Origin of the sequence: Paenibacillus polygoni (genome assembly GCF_030263935.1) — a bacterium.
In the GTDB taxonomy this organism is placed as follows: Bacteria; Bacillota; Bacilli; order Paenibacillales; family Paenibacillaceae; genus Paenibacillus; species Paenibacillus polygoni.
On record NZ_CP127162.1, the window covers coordinates 263,813 to 280,033 of the forward strand.

At 45.8% G+C, this 16,221-nt stretch carries 7 protein-coding genes, 18 tRNA genes, 3 rRNA genes and 1 pseudogene; 27 read left to right on the top strand and 2 right to left on the bottom strand.

Features of this window, described 5'->3' with window-relative positions; genetic code table 11:
• Window positions 1-44 precede the first annotated feature (44 nt).
• The 27 genes and pseudogenes from QPK24_RS01330 to QPK24_RS01460 all read left to right on the top strand — a co-directional run bounded on the left by QPK24_RS01330 (window position 45) and on the right by QPK24_RS01460 (window position 13,905).
• On the top strand, window positions 45-710 hold the full coding sequence (locus tag QPK24_RS01330; RefSeq protein ID WP_285745558.1) for a nitroreductase family protein: 666 nt from the start codon (window positions 45-47) through the stop codon (window positions 708-710).
• Window positions 711-881: 171 nt separating this feature from the next.
• Window positions 882-1,226 carry a prenylated flavin chaperone LpdD gene (lpdD, locus tag QPK24_RS01335; RefSeq protein ID WP_285745560.1) on the top strand — a complete coding sequence of 115 codons (345 nt, stop codon included), beginning with the start codon at window positions 882-884 and terminating at the stop codon, window positions 1,224-1,226.
• Between the two features lie 219 nt (window positions 1,227-1,445).
• Window positions 1,446-3,524: pseudogene (locus QPK24_RS01340) on the top strand (alpha-amylase family glycosyl hydrolase); the annotation flags it as partial.
• Window positions 3,525-3,760: 236 nt separating this feature from the next.
• The gene (locus tag QPK24_RS01345; protein WP_285745562.1) at window positions 3,761-4,702 is read left to right on the top strand and encodes a hypothetical protein; all 942 of its coding nucleotides are present in this window, start codon (window positions 3,761-3,763) and stop codon (window positions 4,700-4,702) included.
• Between the two features lie 603 nt (window positions 4,703-5,305).
• The gene (locus QPK24_RS01350) at window positions 5,306-5,947 is read left to right on the top strand and encodes a TetR/AcrR family transcriptional regulator (protein WP_285745564.1); all 642 of its coding nucleotides are present in this window, start codon (window positions 5,306-5,308) and stop codon (window positions 5,945-5,947) included.
• Window positions 5,948-6,002: 55 nt separating this feature from the next.
• Window positions 6,003-6,629: an MBL fold metallo-hydrolase gene (locus QPK24_RS01355; protein ID WP_320416903.1), complete on the top strand. Its 627-nt coding sequence runs from the start codon at window positions 6,003-6,005 to the stop codon at window positions 6,627-6,629.
• Between the two features lie 459 nt (window positions 6,630-7,088).
• Window positions 7,089-8,640: ribosomal RNA gene (locus QPK24_RS01360) — 16S ribosomal RNA — on the top strand.
• Window positions 8,641-9,001: 361 nt separating this feature from the next.
• Window positions 9,002-11,930: ribosomal RNA gene (locus tag QPK24_RS01365) — 23S ribosomal RNA — on the top strand.
• A gap of 170 nt (window positions 11,931-12,100) precedes the next feature.
• Window positions 12,101-12,217 (top strand): 5S ribosomal RNA (rrf, locus tag QPK24_RS01370).
• The 16S, 23S and 5S rRNA genes sit together here with 18 tRNA genes alongside, the layout of an rRNA operon.
• 49 nt (window positions 12,218-12,266) lie before the next feature.
• Window positions 12,267-12,343, top strand: a tRNA-Ile gene (locus QPK24_RS01375).
• A gap of 22 nt (window positions 12,344-12,365) precedes the next feature.
• A tRNA-Ala gene (locus tag QPK24_RS01380) sits at window positions 12,366-12,441 on the top strand.
• Window positions 12,442-12,445: 4 nt separating this feature from the next.
• Window positions 12,446-12,521 (top strand) — tRNA-Asn (locus tag QPK24_RS01385).
• A 5-nt stretch (window positions 12,522-12,526) separates the two neighbouring features.
• A tRNA-Ser gene (locus QPK24_RS01390) sits at window positions 12,527-12,615 on the top strand.
• A 32-nt stretch (window positions 12,616-12,647) separates the two neighbouring features.
• A tRNA-Glu gene (locus QPK24_RS01395) sits at window positions 12,648-12,719 on the top strand.
• Window positions 12,720-12,727: 8 nt separating this feature from the next.
• Window positions 12,728-12,803: transfer RNA gene (locus tag QPK24_RS01400), tRNA-Val, on the top strand.
• Window positions 12,804-12,812: 9 nt separating this feature from the next.
• Window positions 12,813-12,886 (top strand) — tRNA-Met (locus tag QPK24_RS01405).
• Window positions 12,887-12,897: 11 nt separating this feature from the next.
• Window positions 12,898-12,974 (top strand) — tRNA-Asp (locus tag QPK24_RS01410).
• 50 nt (window positions 12,975-13,024) lie between these two features.
• A tRNA-Thr gene (locus QPK24_RS01415) sits at window positions 13,025-13,100 on the top strand.
• A 10-nt stretch (window positions 13,101-13,110) separates the two neighbouring features.
• Window positions 13,111-13,196, top strand: a tRNA-Tyr gene (locus QPK24_RS01420).
• A 27-nt stretch (window positions 13,197-13,223) separates the two neighbouring features.
• Window positions 13,224-13,299 (top strand) — tRNA-His (locus QPK24_RS01425).
• A 20-nt stretch (window positions 13,300-13,319) separates the two neighbouring features.
• A tRNA-Gln gene (locus QPK24_RS01430) sits at window positions 13,320-13,394 on the top strand.
• 10 nt (window positions 13,395-13,404) lie between these two features.
• A tRNA-Lys gene (locus QPK24_RS01435) sits at window positions 13,405-13,477 on the top strand.
• Window positions 13,478-13,490: 13 nt separating this feature from the next.
• Window positions 13,491-13,577: transfer RNA gene (locus QPK24_RS01440), tRNA-Leu, on the top strand.
• 8 nt (window positions 13,578-13,585) lie between these two features.
• Window positions 13,586-13,660 (top strand) — tRNA-Gly (locus QPK24_RS01445).
• Between the two features lie 5 nt (window positions 13,661-13,665).
• Window positions 13,666-13,742 (top strand) — tRNA-Arg (locus tag QPK24_RS01450).
• 9 nt (window positions 13,743-13,751) lie between these two features.
• Window positions 13,752-13,825, top strand: a tRNA-Pro gene (locus QPK24_RS01455).
• A 9-nt stretch (window positions 13,826-13,834) separates the two neighbouring features.
• A tRNA-Gly gene (locus QPK24_RS01460) sits at window positions 13,835-13,905 on the top strand.
• 74 nt (window positions 13,906-13,979) lie between these two features.
• Here QPK24_RS01460 and QPK24_RS01465 read toward each other — a convergent pair.
• Window positions 13,980-14,894 (bottom strand): TauD/TfdA dioxygenase family protein, encoded by a 915-nt coding sequence (locus tag QPK24_RS01465; protein ID WP_285745566.1) that lies wholly within the window; start codon window positions 14,892-14,894, stop codon window positions 13,980-13,982.
• A gap of 257 nt (window positions 14,895-15,151) precedes the next feature.
• Entirely contained in the window at window positions 15,152-16,177 is a 1,026-nt protein-coding gene (locus QPK24_RS01470) for an ABC transporter substrate-binding protein (protein ID WP_285745568.1), read from the bottom strand.
• Between the last annotated feature and the right edge of the window lie 44 nt (window positions 16,178-16,221).

The window sequence follows — 16,221 nt, forward strand, 5'->3', positions numbered from 1 at the left end:
AAATTATTTTATATGATCTTACTTAATCGAAGGAGCTGGTTATAGTGAGCACAAAGGAAACGGGACTGCAGGTAAATCAGGGGGATAAGGAAAAAAGTGAAGTATTCAAGAAATCAGTCTCGGAAGACATCTCGGTGTATCGAAATGCAGAATACCCTGTAAATCCTTTATTTATCGAACGCTGGTCTTCCCGCTCTTTTGCAGATAAACCTGTGTCAAGCGAGACTCTATATACCGTATTAGAGGCTGCTAGATGGGCGCCTTCATCCAGTAATCTTCAGCCATGGCGTTTTGCTGTGGCACAAACGGAGGAAGAGCATACCTTATTTCAGCAGTTTATACTGCCGGGGAACCGTCTTTGGACGGATAAAGCTCCTGTACTTATTTTAATTGCATCAGATAAAAGAAAAGATGATAGCGGAGAAATCAACAGTGCCCATAAGTTTGATGCAGGAACAGCCTGGGGTTATTTATCCATACAAGCGAATCTCCTAGGTCTTTCTACAAGAGCAATTGGTGGATTTAATCGTGAAAAAGCGATCGAGGTTCTTGGACTCCCAGAATATATTGAACCGCATGCAGTGGTTGCACTGGGTTACCAAGGGACAATTGACCAGCTGGATGAAAAATTTCACGATAAGGAGAAGCCAACAGGCCGCCGCACGCTAAGTGAAAGCATCTTGAAGATCAGAGGGGTGACCTATGAGTAAAGGGTAGGGGAGCAAATTATATATGTAAAGAATGACCGGATAGCAGGTGTTAGGCATGCTCTGTTTTTAAAGAGTGCTGCTTTTTTGTGATTTCTATAGCAGAATACATATCTTGATCCAGGTAGGCTCATTTTAGATATATAAGATGAGAGAGATAGGAGTAAGTTATTAATGATTGTACTCGAAAAAAAATCAGGACGGATTCATCTACAGCTACAGGCCATTTTTATGGGGGAGGATGTAGTCGTACTTATTACGGGCGGAGATCGTCCGCACCTTGGTACCATTACAGCGGGGGCTCGTCTAGAACCTCTTCAAACGATTCAATTACAGACGCATAAGGAATTTTATATTACAGAAGAAGTTGCTGTAAGGCTGCGCAAATCATTTCGTGGTAACTTTGCCATTTGCTGCGGTGCCCATCTCGACCAGATTACAAAAGAAGAAATTCCGCTTTTAACAGAACTGGCGGTTCAGTTAGGAGATGAATTAATACAGAAACTAAGTACAAGCTAAAAAGGTTGAATTTTTATTCCTTATGTTTTTACTCTCCACTTTTGACTTAATAGTTCTTAGTGAATCTATTTCGATTCTAGTAAGTTGATTTTAGGGAATAATGAATTAAATAAATAGGGCTAGATCACAAGTTATCCAGCGGAGGAGTTATAACACATGGGGAAAAAAGAACTGTTGTATCAAGATGCGAAGGCAAACGTAGTACGTAAACCAAGCGAGTGGAAAGTGTTCGACCAGAGATACGCATACAGCGGGAACGATTTAGGGGCGAGTTACCATTCAGGCAAAGTAACATTAAAACTATGGGCACCCCTTGCAGAAGCAGTTACTGTTTACTTATACGATAAAAATGATGACACCCAGCTTGCAGGTCAGTTTCCTCTTATTAAAGAAGATCGCGGGGTGTGGGCTATCCATCTATTGCCTTCACAGCTCGGTACAGATGATTTATGCGGATACTTTTATCAGTACGAAGTAACGAATGAAGGAGTGGCCCGAAAAGTGCTGGACCCTTACGCCAAATCAATGGCTCCTTCGAGGGTTAATACTACGGGCGATGCGGGAAGCGATGGCGACAAAATAGGAAAAGCAGCAATCGTAAATCTCGCAAATACGGCTCCTGATCACTTTGATTTTGCACATATAGAAGGTTATAAGAAAAGGGAAGACGCGATAATATGGGAAATCCATGTACGAGATTTTACTTCTGATCCGGCGATAGAAGGTGAACTTTCAGCAAGATGGGGTACATATAGAGCTTTCGTAGATAAGCTTGATTATATTCGATCTCTTGGAGTGACACATGTACAATTGCTGCCCGTGATGGCTTGGTATTATGGTGACGAGACCAAAATGGGGGAGAGGGAACTCCATCATTCCGCTATAAACAATGAGTACAACTGGGGCTATGATCCAAAGCATTATTTTTCGCCTACTGGAGCTTATTCTGAGAATCCAGCAGATCCTCTGCTGCGCATTAAAGAACTGAAAATGCTGATTCATGCGATTCATCAGGCAGGAATGGGTGTGATTTTAGATGTGGTTTATACGCATATGGCCATTGTGGACTTCCTGAATAATATCGTACCTGGGTATTATGCTTGGCAGGATGCAGATGGTGAGTTTATTGGAGCATTTGGCAACAATCTAGCTACAGACCGTGCTATGGCTGAGAAGCTGCTCGTTGATTCGGTAAAATACTGGTTTAGCGAGTATAAAATTGATGGTATGCGCTGGGATATGATGGGGGATGCAACGTATCCTGCCGTACAAAAAGCGTACGATGAAGCTGCTCGTATCCATCCAAGCCCGCTGTTTATTGGTGAAGGGTGGCGTACTTTTGCAGGGGACAAGCATGATGTGTCTCTAAAAGGAATGGCCGCAGATCAAGACTGGATGGATAAAACGGATAATGTGGGTGTGTTCTCCGATGAGATGCGTAATGAGCTCAAGTCAGGTTTTGGATCTGAGGGAGAGCCGCATTTTTTGACAGGTGGAGCTAGGAATATAGAGTTGATCTTTAAAAATATAAAGGCACAGCCATCTAATTTTCCGGCCGACAGTCCGGGAGATGTCGTGCAGTATATCGAAGCTCATGACAATCTAACCCTCTATGATGTGATTGCTATTTCGATTCATAAAGATCCAAAGGTAGCTGAGCACGATGAAGAAATTCACCGGCGTATTCGAATCGGAAACGTGCTGCTGTTGACCTCACAAGGGACCGTATTTATACATGGGGGTCAGGAATATGGACGAACGAAGCAATGGGAAGCGGCAGGTCAGCCAGAGGATAAATATAACGAACTTACGGATAGTAAAGGCGAGGTAGTGGGTTATTTTATCCATGATTCCTGTGATTCATCGGATGCGATTAACCGGTTTGATTGGGCAAAAGCGACGGATCGTACAAGCTACCCAGTAAATCATATAACCCGTGAACATATGAAGGGCCTTATTCAGCTGCGTAAGTCATCTGATGCTTTTCGATTAGGGGATCTTACTCTTATTGATCAAAATGTAAACCTAATTAAGACTCCTGATATTACTAAGGAAGATTTGGTGATTGCATATAGCTGTGCTTCCAGCAACCTTAGTGAGTATTATCATGTCTTTGTGAATGCAGATGACAAGTCAAGAAGACTTAGACTAACGAAAGATTATTCCGGATTTGATGTTATTGTCGATCAGTCAAGAGCGGGCATTCATAATTTGAAAGACCCACAAGGCTTGCAATGGATAGATAAAGGGATCATTCTTGAGCCTCTAACCGCGATTGTTCTTAGAGAGCGCAAGTAAGGAAGTCAATTTTATATCTCAATAGAATGATAAATTCGTACGTAACTATATAAAAAATAAGACTATTTTGATCCATAACTCTTAATCAAGTGAACTAAGGGTTATATGAAAATGGTTCAGTTATATAGCCATGGATTAGGTTATACCATCTTTTTCTAGATTATGGGTAATGCAGGATAACATGGCACTCTTCCCGTATTGTTAGATACAACAGTCTTAATGGAGGGTGCCATAATATGAAGGAACAAGATGAAGCGATTAGAATGAACTTTGGTAAATATGAGATTCCGAGTGATCTAAAACGTCTAATGGAGCTGGATCAATGGCATGAAATAAAGGGGAATATGAAGGTTTTAGATTCAACAATTGGTTTAATACCAGAAATCGGTGGTTTTCGCTACTACTGTACTCCGTGTGATGTGGTGGTGTTTGGGTCAAATGGCTGTGATGGGATTCATTATGGGTTTCTCACTGATTTCGGTACAGTAGACAATTTGGACGAGGCCCCGATTGTTTGTATCAGCCCCATGGATTTTGGACATACGAATAGGCTCATCGCTCGTAATTTTCGTGATTTTCTTAGTATCCATTTGGATAACAGTGAATTATTTTATAACGATTTCGAGAGTGAGGCTGCTTACCTGAAGCAAGTTACTGAATGGAAGCGTGAAGAAGAAGAGAGTCCTTATCGTGATACACCAGAAGAGAAACAATATGCAGAAGAAATAAAAACAATGCTGCGTACTACCTTTGAACTTCCTGTTATTGACCGCCCTTATGAGTATATACGCACTTTACAAGAAGAACGAAGAAGACAGGCTTGTGTTCTAACTAGAGAATCTCTCCATATTGTTCTGCCAAATAAATTCGGTATAGCAACAGAAGATGAGAAGCAATGGTTAGAACAAATCGAGAGTAGAGATGAAGCTGCTGTTCAAGCATTTTTAGAAAAAGCCAGCCTTCCAGCTGTCCTTGGGATTGCACGTGAGGTAGGAGCCCAAGCGGATCATCCGTCACTGCTCATTGTAGAACGTTTTCTGGAGAATCATGGGTTTCATGATGAGGCTGTGCGATTAAGATATCAATTGCCGTCATTGGAACTGTCAAACCCGCTTGAAAAGGCTGAGTTCACATCGCTTGTTATCGTTGGGGGAGATCACATCATTGAAGAGGAATAAGATTTTCAAAATAGACAGGGTAGTTATTAAAAATGAACCAAATTAACGTAACGAACTCAATGTACTCAACGGATTCAACAAACCCAACGAACCCAATGAACTCATTAGCTCAATAATCTTAATGAACTCAATGAACTCATTAAACTCAATTGATCTCAATGATTTCAATGAACTTAATGAAACCTAACGGACTCATTGAACTCGATGAACCTAATGAACGTGTAAAATAGCTAGATGCGGATATGGCGAAAATAGATACGATGAACAATCCGAGCATGGAACTGTAATTTTCGTGTAATTTTGCTCCGTATTCATTTCTAGTTTCAGACCTTGGTTTTATCAATTTTACAGATCTGTCCATCTTGGAAAACAATCGCTTTTCTAAAAACACGATTGGAACTATAGATCGTAAATTACATTGGTGAATTACAAATATTGAATTACAAATGTTGATTTACAGATAATGAATTACGAAACAAGCAGAGGGTGTAAAACTCACTTTGCTTGTTTTTTTATTTTTCTATATACAACACCCCGTCCAGCGTATTACAATATAACCACTGGTTACTAACCTTTGGTTATAAAAAGAGGAGGATTATTTTCATGGCAAGGAGTCAAGCCCAGCGATCTGAGGAAACAAAACAGGCTATTTTAGCGGCAGCAGCTACCTTGTTTTCAGAGAGAGGATACGATTCTGTCACAATGCGTGAAATTGCAAAAACGGCAGGATGTTCTCACACTACGATCTATATTTATTTTAATGACAAAGAAGCATTACTCCATGCGTTATCTTTACCACCACTTTCCGTACTGAAAGAAAGGATGCAGGATGTACTTGATGATCAACATATTCTGCCGAAGGAACGAATCATTCAGTTGAGCACTCTGTTTATCGTTTTTTGCTTACAGCATCGGAACATGCATGCAATCTTTTTTGGTGCTAATGCAGAGCGGGTGGACCTTAAAGAGTCAGCAATCCCACTTACAGAACTTCGCAATCATCTTTTCCAAATGCTTGAGACAGCAATTCAGCAAAACTTCTCTTTACACAAAGGAGACGAAAGAATCCTCACCTTCACCCGGGTTTACTATTATATGCTTCATGGAATCATTTCCACCTACGAGTACTCTAAAGAAAGTATGGAAGAATTATATGAACGTCTAGAAGGGACATTTAACTTAGCGTTTGAGACGCTGTTGCTCGGGTTTGATGAGAAAATAAGAGAAGGGAAGAGTGGATCATGAAGATTGAACAAATCTCAGATCATATTTGGACATTAAAAAGCTGGATGTTCTTTGAGTGCGCGTATGGATTGTTGCCAATCAGGAGGGAAGTGGCGTTACCTTAGTGGATGCGGGTATAGGCAGGATGGCTAAAGACATACTAGCTTTTGTAAAGAAATTAGATAAAGGCCCTATACAGCAAATTCTTTTAACGCATGGTCATTCGGATCATGTAGGATCTGTCTTAAAAATAGTGGAGAGCACGAAGGCACCTGTATATGCACATCCAATAGAAATTCCTTACCTGGAAGGCAACTTGCCCTACCCAAGAAGAAAAAAGGCAGAGCAGACTTTGCCTAAAGATGTAGCCCGTCCCTTTTATATAGAAGAAGATGGTCAGCTTCCTTCCTTTGGAGCGCTGCATACTTACTTAGCACCGGGTCATTCTCCAGGTCATGTTGTGTATTTTCATGAACAGGATCAGGTCCTGCTTGCAGGTGATTTATTTACATCCAAAAAAGGGAAACTAACACGACCGATGAAGATGTTTACGGGTGATATGCATGAAGCGGTCCAAAGCAGTCGTATCGTTGAAAAGCTAAAGCCGGTTAGATTAGAAGTGTGTCACAGTGGTCCCGTCTTTGATCCTGCGAAACAGATTGCTTCCTATGTAGAGGAATGGTCTAATCTTCAGAAAAACTGATTCTAGCCGATTTTTATATAGAATCTACTATAGAAGCTTTAGAAGAAATAGATTATATTTGATGAATTGTATTCTTCAAACGATTATCAAAAAATGGTTATTAACTTTTTATTAAAAAAGACTTGCATAATTAATATCAGCATGGTATATTCTAATTCCGGCCAAGAAGTTAGCCAGTAAGCAACACACTGAATAACCAAGCAACTTAACGAAGTTGAATGAAACTTCTAAAAAAAAGCTTGACACTCTCAACCGGAAATGATATGATATAAAAGTTGCTGACGACGAGAGTTGTTAGCGAGATTGATCTTTGAAAACTGAACAACGAGGAGTTTTACGTAAGTAAAACTCGTGAGTGAATTAATACAACTTTCATTTGTTGGTCATAACAAATGAAATAGAGAACGTTAAGTTCTCGTCAGCATTTTCTAAATGAGCTTATCGCTCTTTTCAATAACTTTATTGGAGAGTTTGATCCTGGCTCAGGACGAACGCTGGCGGCGTGCCTAATACATGCAAGTCGAGCGGAGTCAATGAGAAGCTTGCTTCTCTGAGACTTAGCGGCGGACGGGTGAGTAACACGTAGGCAACCTGCCCATAAGACTGGGATAACTACCGGAAACGGTAGCTAATACCGGATAGGTTCTTCTCTCGCATGAGGGAAGAAAGAAAGACGGAGCAATCTGTCACTTGTGGATGGGCCTGCGGCGCATTAGCTAGTTGGTGGGGTAAAGGCCTACCAAGGCGACGATGCGTAGCCGACCTGAGAGGGTGATCGGCCACACTGGGACTGAGACACGGCCCAGACTCCTACGGGAGGCAGCAGTAGGGAATCTTCCGCAATGGACGAAAGTCTGACGGAGCAACGCCGCGTGAGTGATGAAGGTTTTCGGATCGTAAAGCTCTGTTGCCAGGGAAGAACGTTCTTGAGAGTAACTGCTCAAGGAGTGACGGTACCTGAGAAGAAAGCCCCGGCTAACTACGTGCCAGCAGCCGCGGTAATACGTAGGGGGCAAGCGTTGTCCGGAATTATTGGGCGTAAAGCGCGCGCAGGCGGTTATTTAAGTTGGGTGTTTAATCCCGGGGCTCAACCTCGGGTCGCACCCAAAACTGGGTAACTTGAGTACAGAAGAGGAAAGTGGAATTCCACGTGTAGCGGTGAAATGCGTAGAGATGTGGAGGAACACCAGTGGCGAAGGCGACTTTCTGGGCTGTAACTGACGCTGAGGCGCGAAAGCGTGGGGAGCAAACAGGATTAGATACCCTGGTAGTCCACGCCGTAAACGATGAATGCTAGGTGTTAGGGGTTTCGATACCCTTGGTGCCGAAGTTAACACATTAAGCATTCCGCCTGGGGAGTACGGTCGCAAGACTGAAACTCAAAGGAATTGACGGGGACCCGCACAAGCAGTGGAGTATGTGGTTTAATTCGAAGCAACGCGAAGAACCTTACCAGGTCTTGACATCCCTCTGACCGGTCTAGAGATAGACCTTTCCTTCGGGACAGAGGAGACAGGTGGTGCATGGTTGTCGTCAGCTCGTGTCGTGAGATGTTGGGTTAAGTCCCGCAACGAGCGCAACCCTTGATCTTAGTTGCCAGCACTTTGGGTGGGCACTCTAAGGTGACTGCCGGTGACAAACCGGAGGAAGGTGGGGATGACGTCAAATCATCATGCCCCTTATGACCTGGGCTACACACGTACTACAATGGCCGGTACAACGGGCAGCAAAGCCGCGAGGTGGAGCAAATCCTTAAAAGCCGGTCTCAGTTCGGATTGCAGGCTGCAACTCGCCTGCATGAAGTCGGAATTGCTAGTAATCGCGGATCAGCATGCCGCGGTGAATACGTTCCCGGGTCTTGTACACACCGCCCGTCACACCACGAGAGTTTACAACACCCGAAGCCGGTGGGGTAACCGCGAGGAGCCAGCCGTCGAAGGTGGGGTAGATGATTGGGGTGAAGTCGTAACAAGGTAGCCGTATCGGAAGGTGCGGCTGGATCACCTCCTTTCTATGGAGAATCGTTTCCTGCAACGGAAACATTCAAATATAACGCACGACGAAAGTCGGCGGAACACTTTGCGAAAGCAAAGTAACACTCACTCGTTGTTCAGTTTTGAGAGTTTAATCTCTCAAAACCAAATCATAAAATTTCATCCACACTATTCGTGATGGACCGAGAATTTTATGGTCGCAACAAAGTTGCTCTTTGAAAACTAGATAACGAAACAATTTTGCGATTTTAGAAATATCCTTTAAGCTGAACTTGTGTTAAACAAGTGAAGATTAATAGATTGCTTAGCGAAATTTTTGAATGATGAACGACTTTTGGCGAATGCCAACCGGAGTGAATCAGTCAAAAATGAGCATATGGTTAAGCTATTAAGAGCACACGGAGGATGCCTAGGCGCTAGGAGCCGATGAAGGACGTGGCGAACAACGATACTGCCTCGGGGAGCTGTACGCAAGCTTTGATCCGGGGATGTCCGAATGGGGAAACCCAGCTGTCGTAATGGACAGTTATCTCCACCTGAACACATAGGGTGGTTGAAGGCATACCAGGGGAACTGAAACATCTAAGTACCCTGAGGAAGAGAAAACAATAGTGATTCCGTCAGTAGCGGCGAGCGAACGCGGATTAGCCCAAACCAATCAGCTTGCTGGTTGGGGTTGTGGGACGTCTCACATGGAGTTACAAAGGAACCGGTTAGTTGAAGAGGTCTGGAAAGGCTCGCCAGAGAAGGTAAAAGCCCTGTAGTCAAAAGCCTGTTCCCTCCGAGACGGATCCCGAGTAGTGCGAGGCACGTGAAACCTCGTATGAATCCGGCAGGACCATCTGCCAAGGCTAAATACTCCCTAGCGACCGATAGTGAAGCAGTACCGTGAGGGAAAGGTGAAAAGCACCCCGGAAGGGGAGTGAAATAGAACCTGAAACCGTGTGCTTACAAGAAGTCAGAGCCCGTTTTATGGGTGATGGCGTGCCTTTTGTAGAATGAACCGGCGAGTTACGTTCCCGTGCAAGGTTAAGGTGAAAAGCCGTAGCCGCAGCGAAAGCGAGTCTGAATAGGGCGAATGAGTACGTGGACGTAGACCCGAAACCGTGTGATCTACCCCTGTCCAGGGTGAAGGTGCGGTAACACGCACTGGAGGCCCGAACCCACGCACGTTGAAAAGTGCGGGGATGAGGTGGGGGTAGCGGAGAAATTCCAATCGAACTCGGAGATAGCTGGTTCTCCCCGAAATAGCTTTAGGGCTAGCCTCGGAACAAGTAAGTCGTGGAGGTAGAGCACTGATTGGGTGCGGGGCCCGCAAGGGTTACCAAGCTCAGTCAAACTCCGAATGCCATAGACTTGTATTCCGGGAGTCAGACAGTGAGTGCTAAGATCCATTGTCGAAAGGGAAACAGCCCAGACCATCAGCTAAGGTCCCCAAGTGTGTGTTAAGTGGGAAAGGATGTGGAGTTGCACAGACAACCAGGATGTTGGCTTAGAAGCAGCCACCATTTAAAGAGTGCGTAATAGCTCACTGGTCGAGTGACTCTGCGCCGAAAATGTAACGGGGCTAAACACACCACCGAAGCTATGGCTTGATACTATGTATCAGGGGTAGGGGAGCGTTGTATACCGGGTTGAAGGTAGACCGGAAGGACTGCTGGACTGTATACAAGTGAGAATGCCGGTATGAGTAACGAAAAGATCAGTGAGAATCTGATCCGCCGAAAACCTAAGGGTTCCTGAGGAAGGCTCGTCCGCTCAGGGTAAGTCGGGACCTAAGGCGAGGCCGAAAGGCGTAGTCGAAGGACAACAGGTCGAAATTCCTGTACCACCGTAAATCGTTACGAGCGATGGGGGGACGCAGTAGGGTAGTGACGCAGACTGATGGATGTCTGTCCAAGCAGTGAGGCTGATGTGTAGGCAAATCCGCACATCGTAAGGCTGGGCTGTGATGGGGAGTGAAAATTACAGTAGCGAAGGTCATGATCTCAGACTGCCAAGAAAAGCCTCTAGCCAGATGAAGGTGCCCGTACCGTAAACCGACACAGGTAGGTGAGAAGAGAATTCTAAGGCGCGCGGAAGAACTCTCGTTAAGGAACTCGGCAAAATGACCCCGTAACTTCGGGAGAAGGGGTGCCCCGGTAGTGTGAATAGCACGAGGGGGCCGCAGTGAAAAGGCCCAAGCGACTGTTTAGCAAAAACACAGGTCTGTGCGAAGCCGCAAGGCGAAGTATACGGGCTGACGCCTGCCCGGTGCTGGAAGGTTAAGGGGAGTGGTTAGGAGTCATCCGAAGCTATGAACCGAAGCCCCAGTAAACGGCGGCCGTAACTATAACGGTCCTAAGGTAGCGAAATTCCTTGTCAGGTAAATTCTGACCCGCACGAATGGCGTAACGACTTGGGCGCTGTCTCAACGAGAGATCCGGTGAAATTTTAATACCTGTGAAGATGCAGGTTACCCGCGACAAGACGGAAAGACCCCATGGAGCTTTACTGCAGCTTGATATTGGATTTGGGTACGATCTGTACAGGATAGGTGGGAGCCTAGGAAGCATGAGCGCCAGCTTGTGTGGAGGCAACGTTGGGATACCACCCTGATCGTATCTAGGTTCTAACTTGGTACCGTGATCCGGTGCGAGGACAGTGTCAGGTGGGCAGTTTGACTGGGGCGGTCGCCTCCTAAAGAGTAACGGAGGCGCCCAAAGGTTCCCTCAGAATGGTTGGAAATCATTCGCAGAGTGTAAAGGCACAAGGGAGCTTGACTGCGAGACCTACAAGTCGAGCAGGGACGAAAGTCGGGCTTAGTGATCCGGTGGTACCGCATGGAAGGGCCATCGCTCAACGGATAAAAGCTACCCTGGGGATAACAGGCTTATCTCCCCCAAGAGTCCACATCGACGGGGAGGTTTGGCACCTCGATGTCGGCTCATCGCATCCTGGGGCTGAAGTAGGTCCCAAGGGTTGGGCTGTTCGCCCATTAAAGCGGTACGCGAGCTGGGTTCAGAACGTCGTGAGACAGTTCGGTCCCTATCTGTCGTGGGCGTAGGAAATTTGAGAGGAGCTGTCCTTAGTACGAGAGGACCGGGATGGACATACCGCTGGTGTACCAGTTGTTCCGCCAGGAGCATCGCTGGGTAGCTATGTATGGAAGGGATAAGCGCTGAAAGCATCTAAGCGCGAAGCCCACCTCAAGATGAGATTTCCCAACTAGTAAGACCCCTTGAAGACGACGAGGTAGATAGGCTGGGGGTGGAAGTGCAGCAATGCATGGAGCTGACCAGTACTAATCGGTCGAGGGCTTATCCTACAAGCTTTCTGAAGTAAAGCTACTTCGGAAGCATAAGCTATATAAATTGCAAAGATTGTTTCGTATCTAGTTTTCAGGGAGCAAATCCTGAAAAACGCTATTGGTTTTATACACACTATTTAGTGATGTACCAAAACCAACGCGGATCGCATTTGTTTCACAAATGCTCGTTTGGTGGCGATAGCGGAGGGGTTCCACACGTACCCATCCCGAACACGACCGTTAAGCCCTCCAGCGCCGATGGTACTTGGACCGCAGGGTCCTGGGAGAGTAGGACGCCGCCAAGCAAATACCCTTTTGGGTTATTTTTTCGCCTAATCGTTTAATTAACGATGAGGGCCCTTAGCTCAGCTGGTTAGAGCGCACCCCTGATAAGGGTGAGGTCGGTGGTTCGAGTCCACTAGGGCCCACCATTTAATCTCATAATCCCATTATGGGGCCATAGCTCAGCTGGGAGAGCGCCTGCCTTGCACGCAGGAGGTCAGCGGTTCGATCCCGCTTGGCTCCACCACTATTCCCTGATAGCTCAGTTGGTAGAGCACTCGACTGTTAATCGAGTTGTCACAGGTTCGAGCCCTGTTCGGGGAGCCACTTTTGGAGAAGTGTCCGAGCTGGCCGAAGGAGCACGATTGGAAATCGTGTAGGCGTCACAAGCGTCTCGAGGGTTCGAATCCCTCTTTCTCCGTTGCGAACTTTTTGGAATATTTAATACAGTAAGGCCCGTTGGTCAAGGGGTTAAGACACCTCCCTTTCACGGAGGTAACAGGGGTTCGAATCCCCTACGGGTCACTTTATATGGAGATTTAGCTCAGCTGGGAGAGCATCTGCCTTACAAGCAGAGGGTCGGGGGTTCGATCCCCTCAATCTCCACCATATAACTATCGCGGGGTGGAGCAGCTCGGTAGCTCGTCGGGCTCATAACCCGAAGGTCGCAGGTTCAAATCCTGCCCCCGCAATTGTAATACCTGGAACTGTGGTGTAGAGGCCTAACATGCCTGCCTGTCACGCAGGAGATCGCGGGTTCGAATCCCGTCAGTTCCGCCACTTTTATCTTAACTTCAGTAAAATGGAGTATGGTATATCGTAATCAATTAGCCGGTGTAGCTCAACTGGTAGAGCAACTGACTTGTAATCAGTAGGTTGGGGGTTCAAGTCCTCTCGCCGGCACCAGTTTCATTATGGAGGATTAGCGAAGTGGCCAAACGCATCAGACTGTAAATCTGCTCCCTTACGGGTTCGGTGGTTCGAATCCATCATCCTCCACCAGATTTATTTTTAAAGTATTTTGTTATGGCGGTCGTGGCGAAGGGGTTAACGCACCGGTCTGTGGCTCCGGCATTCGTGGGTTCAAGTCCCATCGATCGCCCCATTTTTAAACCTTATCACTGTTGGGGATTAGCCAAGCGGTAAGGCAACGGACTTTGACTCCGTCATGCATAGGTTCAAATCCTATATCCCCAGCCATTTTTAGTACGAGCCATTAGCTCAGTTGGTAGAGCACCTGACTTTTAATCAGGGTGTCGAAGGTTCGAGCCCTTCATGGCTCACTTTTATATATATGCGGTCGTGGCGGAATTGGCAGACGCGCACGGTTCAGGTCCGTGTGGGCTAACCCCCGTGGAGGTTCGAGTCCTCTCGACCGCACCATATATTTCGCGGACGTGGCTCAGCGGTAGAGCATCGCCTTGCCAAGGCGAGGGTCGCGGGTTCGATTCCCGTCGTCCGCTCCATATTTGCGCCCTTAGCTCAGCTGGATAGAGCGTTTGACTACGAATCAAAAGGCCGGGAGTTCGAATCTCTCAGGGCGCGCCATTTAAATAACGGGATGTAGCTCAGCTTGGTAGAGCACCTGGTTTGGGACCAGGGGGTCGCATGTTCAAATCGTGTCATCCCGATATTTATACGCGGGTGTAGTTCAATGGTAGAACTTCAGCCTTCCAAGCTGATAGCGTGGGTTCGATTCCCATCACCCGCTTCACAGTAAACCCCTTCGCGAAAGCGAAGGGGTTTTTTAATATTATTATATGGAGTATAGAGCAGGCAGGTGTATTAATCGGCCTGTTCTTTTTTTGGTTGAAGCGTTATACTTCTACGACCATCGATACCAATCGGAATATCGCCAGCGATGGTAACACGCCGTACTACACGGTGCTCATCGCCATAGTCATTAATTGCATAATGCTGTGTTGCTCGGTTATCCCAAACCACCACATCACCTACGGCCCAGCGCCAGCGAACTGTATTTTCAAGTCTGGTAACATGCTCTTGTAAAATATCGATGATTCGATCTGAATCTGCCGTTCTGAGCCCCGATATCCTTCTTACAAATTGTCCTAATAGCAAGTGACGTTCTCCTGTTTCGGGATGGACTCTTACTACCGGATGCTCGGTTTGATATACCGTCGAGACAAAGGCGTTGTTTTTTCGCTGCGTCTGCTCTCTTGCAGCTTCTTGTTGGGCAGATGCCGCATAATCAAAAGCATTGGAGTGGATTGCGCGAAGGCTGCCGGAGAGCTCTTTTAATTCAGGAGATAGATCTTCGTATGCCGCTGCGGTGTTGGCCCATACGGTATCTCCTCCAGCAGGAGGAATTACCACGGAGCGCAGAATGGATGCTTTAGGATAAGCTTCAACAAAGGTAACATCGGTGTGCCAAGCATTAGCACGGCCTCCGTGGGCAGAATCCAGTTCAAGTACAGCTTGGGTACCATCTTTAACGGGCACAGTGGGATGTGCATACAGTTCTCCTAAAAGTTTGGCAAATCGCTCTTGCCCCTCATCATCTAGTTGATGTTGATCCCTAAAGAAGAGAACTTTGTACTTGAGCAAAGCTTCTTGTATGGACTGAATGACCGCAGGAAAGAGATCCTCCGATAAATCGATACCTCTCACTTCCGCTCCAATTCTTCCGGCTACCGGTACAATTTCTAGCTGAACTACTTGGTTATGAATAACATTATTCATGAATAAACTCCTCCTTGGATATGCGGACTCCCGCTATAATGGTTTTCTTACAATAAGGGCGGATATAACAAAACTAAGTGTACGAGGGGTATGAGGCCTGCCAATGATAGAATAAAAAAAATAGTATACAAATTTCAGATTTCATGCCTGTCTACTTGTGTTAAAGACCAGATAGAGAGGCACAGTAACTGTAAGTACTCTTGTGTCTTTTATACTCTAGTCATTCGGACTAAAAGCAATGGGGGGTAGCAGTTCATTTAATTCAGTTCTTCAACAAACGTATTGTTAATTGCTTTTGTAAAGTCAGGCTTCTTTTTTAAGAATTTATTGTTTAGCAGTATTTCCGAGGATGCTTCATGGGCTTCTATAGCCTGAGATGTATAGGCAGAGAGCTGATTGGCACTTCGCTCCAGTACCGTTTTGATGACAGAAGCAGGCATTTTAGAATGTTTTTCATAAAGAGCAGCTGCTTCGTCAAGGTTATCGCGTTGCCAGTCGAGTGTCTTTTGGTACACTTTTAAATATTCTGTAACGAGTTCTGGATGTTCCTTAACAAAACCAGTTCTAGCGATCATGGATAAGGGAGCAAGGAATTCCCCCTCGACTTCAATGATTTTCGCCTTTTTTTGCTCCACACTTAAGGTTACATAAGGGTCAAGGGTTATCCAGGCATCCAGTTGTCCTGTCTCAAAAGCAGCTAAAGCATCATCTGCTTGCAGATTGATCTGTTTAACGTCATCCTGGGATAGACCGATGGACTGCAAAATTTTGATTAAGTACACGTGACTTGTCGTCCCTTTGGCAACACCAATCGTTTTTCCTTTCAAATCAGCAACAGAGGAGATGGTGCTATTTACAGGAACAATCACCGTATTTAGATCCTTTCCATCACCTAACAGTCCGATAATTTCAAAAGGTATCTGATTGGACAAGCCTGTGATCACAGCTCCGTCACCCATGGAAGAGAGGTCTATCCGATTAGATACAATGGCTTCTAGTATAGGAGGACCGCTCGTAAAGTTACTCCACTCTACTTTGGCGCCTTTCTCTGCGAAGGCCTCATCAATCCACCCTTTTTCCTCTGCAATCATAAGAGGACTGATTCCTCCAAGGCGAGCAATATGAACAGTTACCTCGGTTGATTTACTTCCAGCAGCAGCTTCTGCAGATCCACCACTAATGGATGGGGAAGTTCGATTTTCATTACTGCAAGCGGTAAGCACCATAAGTAGAACGGTTACGAGTGTAACCATTTTGGATTTATTACTTGAACGACGTTTCATTTTTTTTAACTCCCATCCAAAGTTTGTGATAAAGCGAAATACTG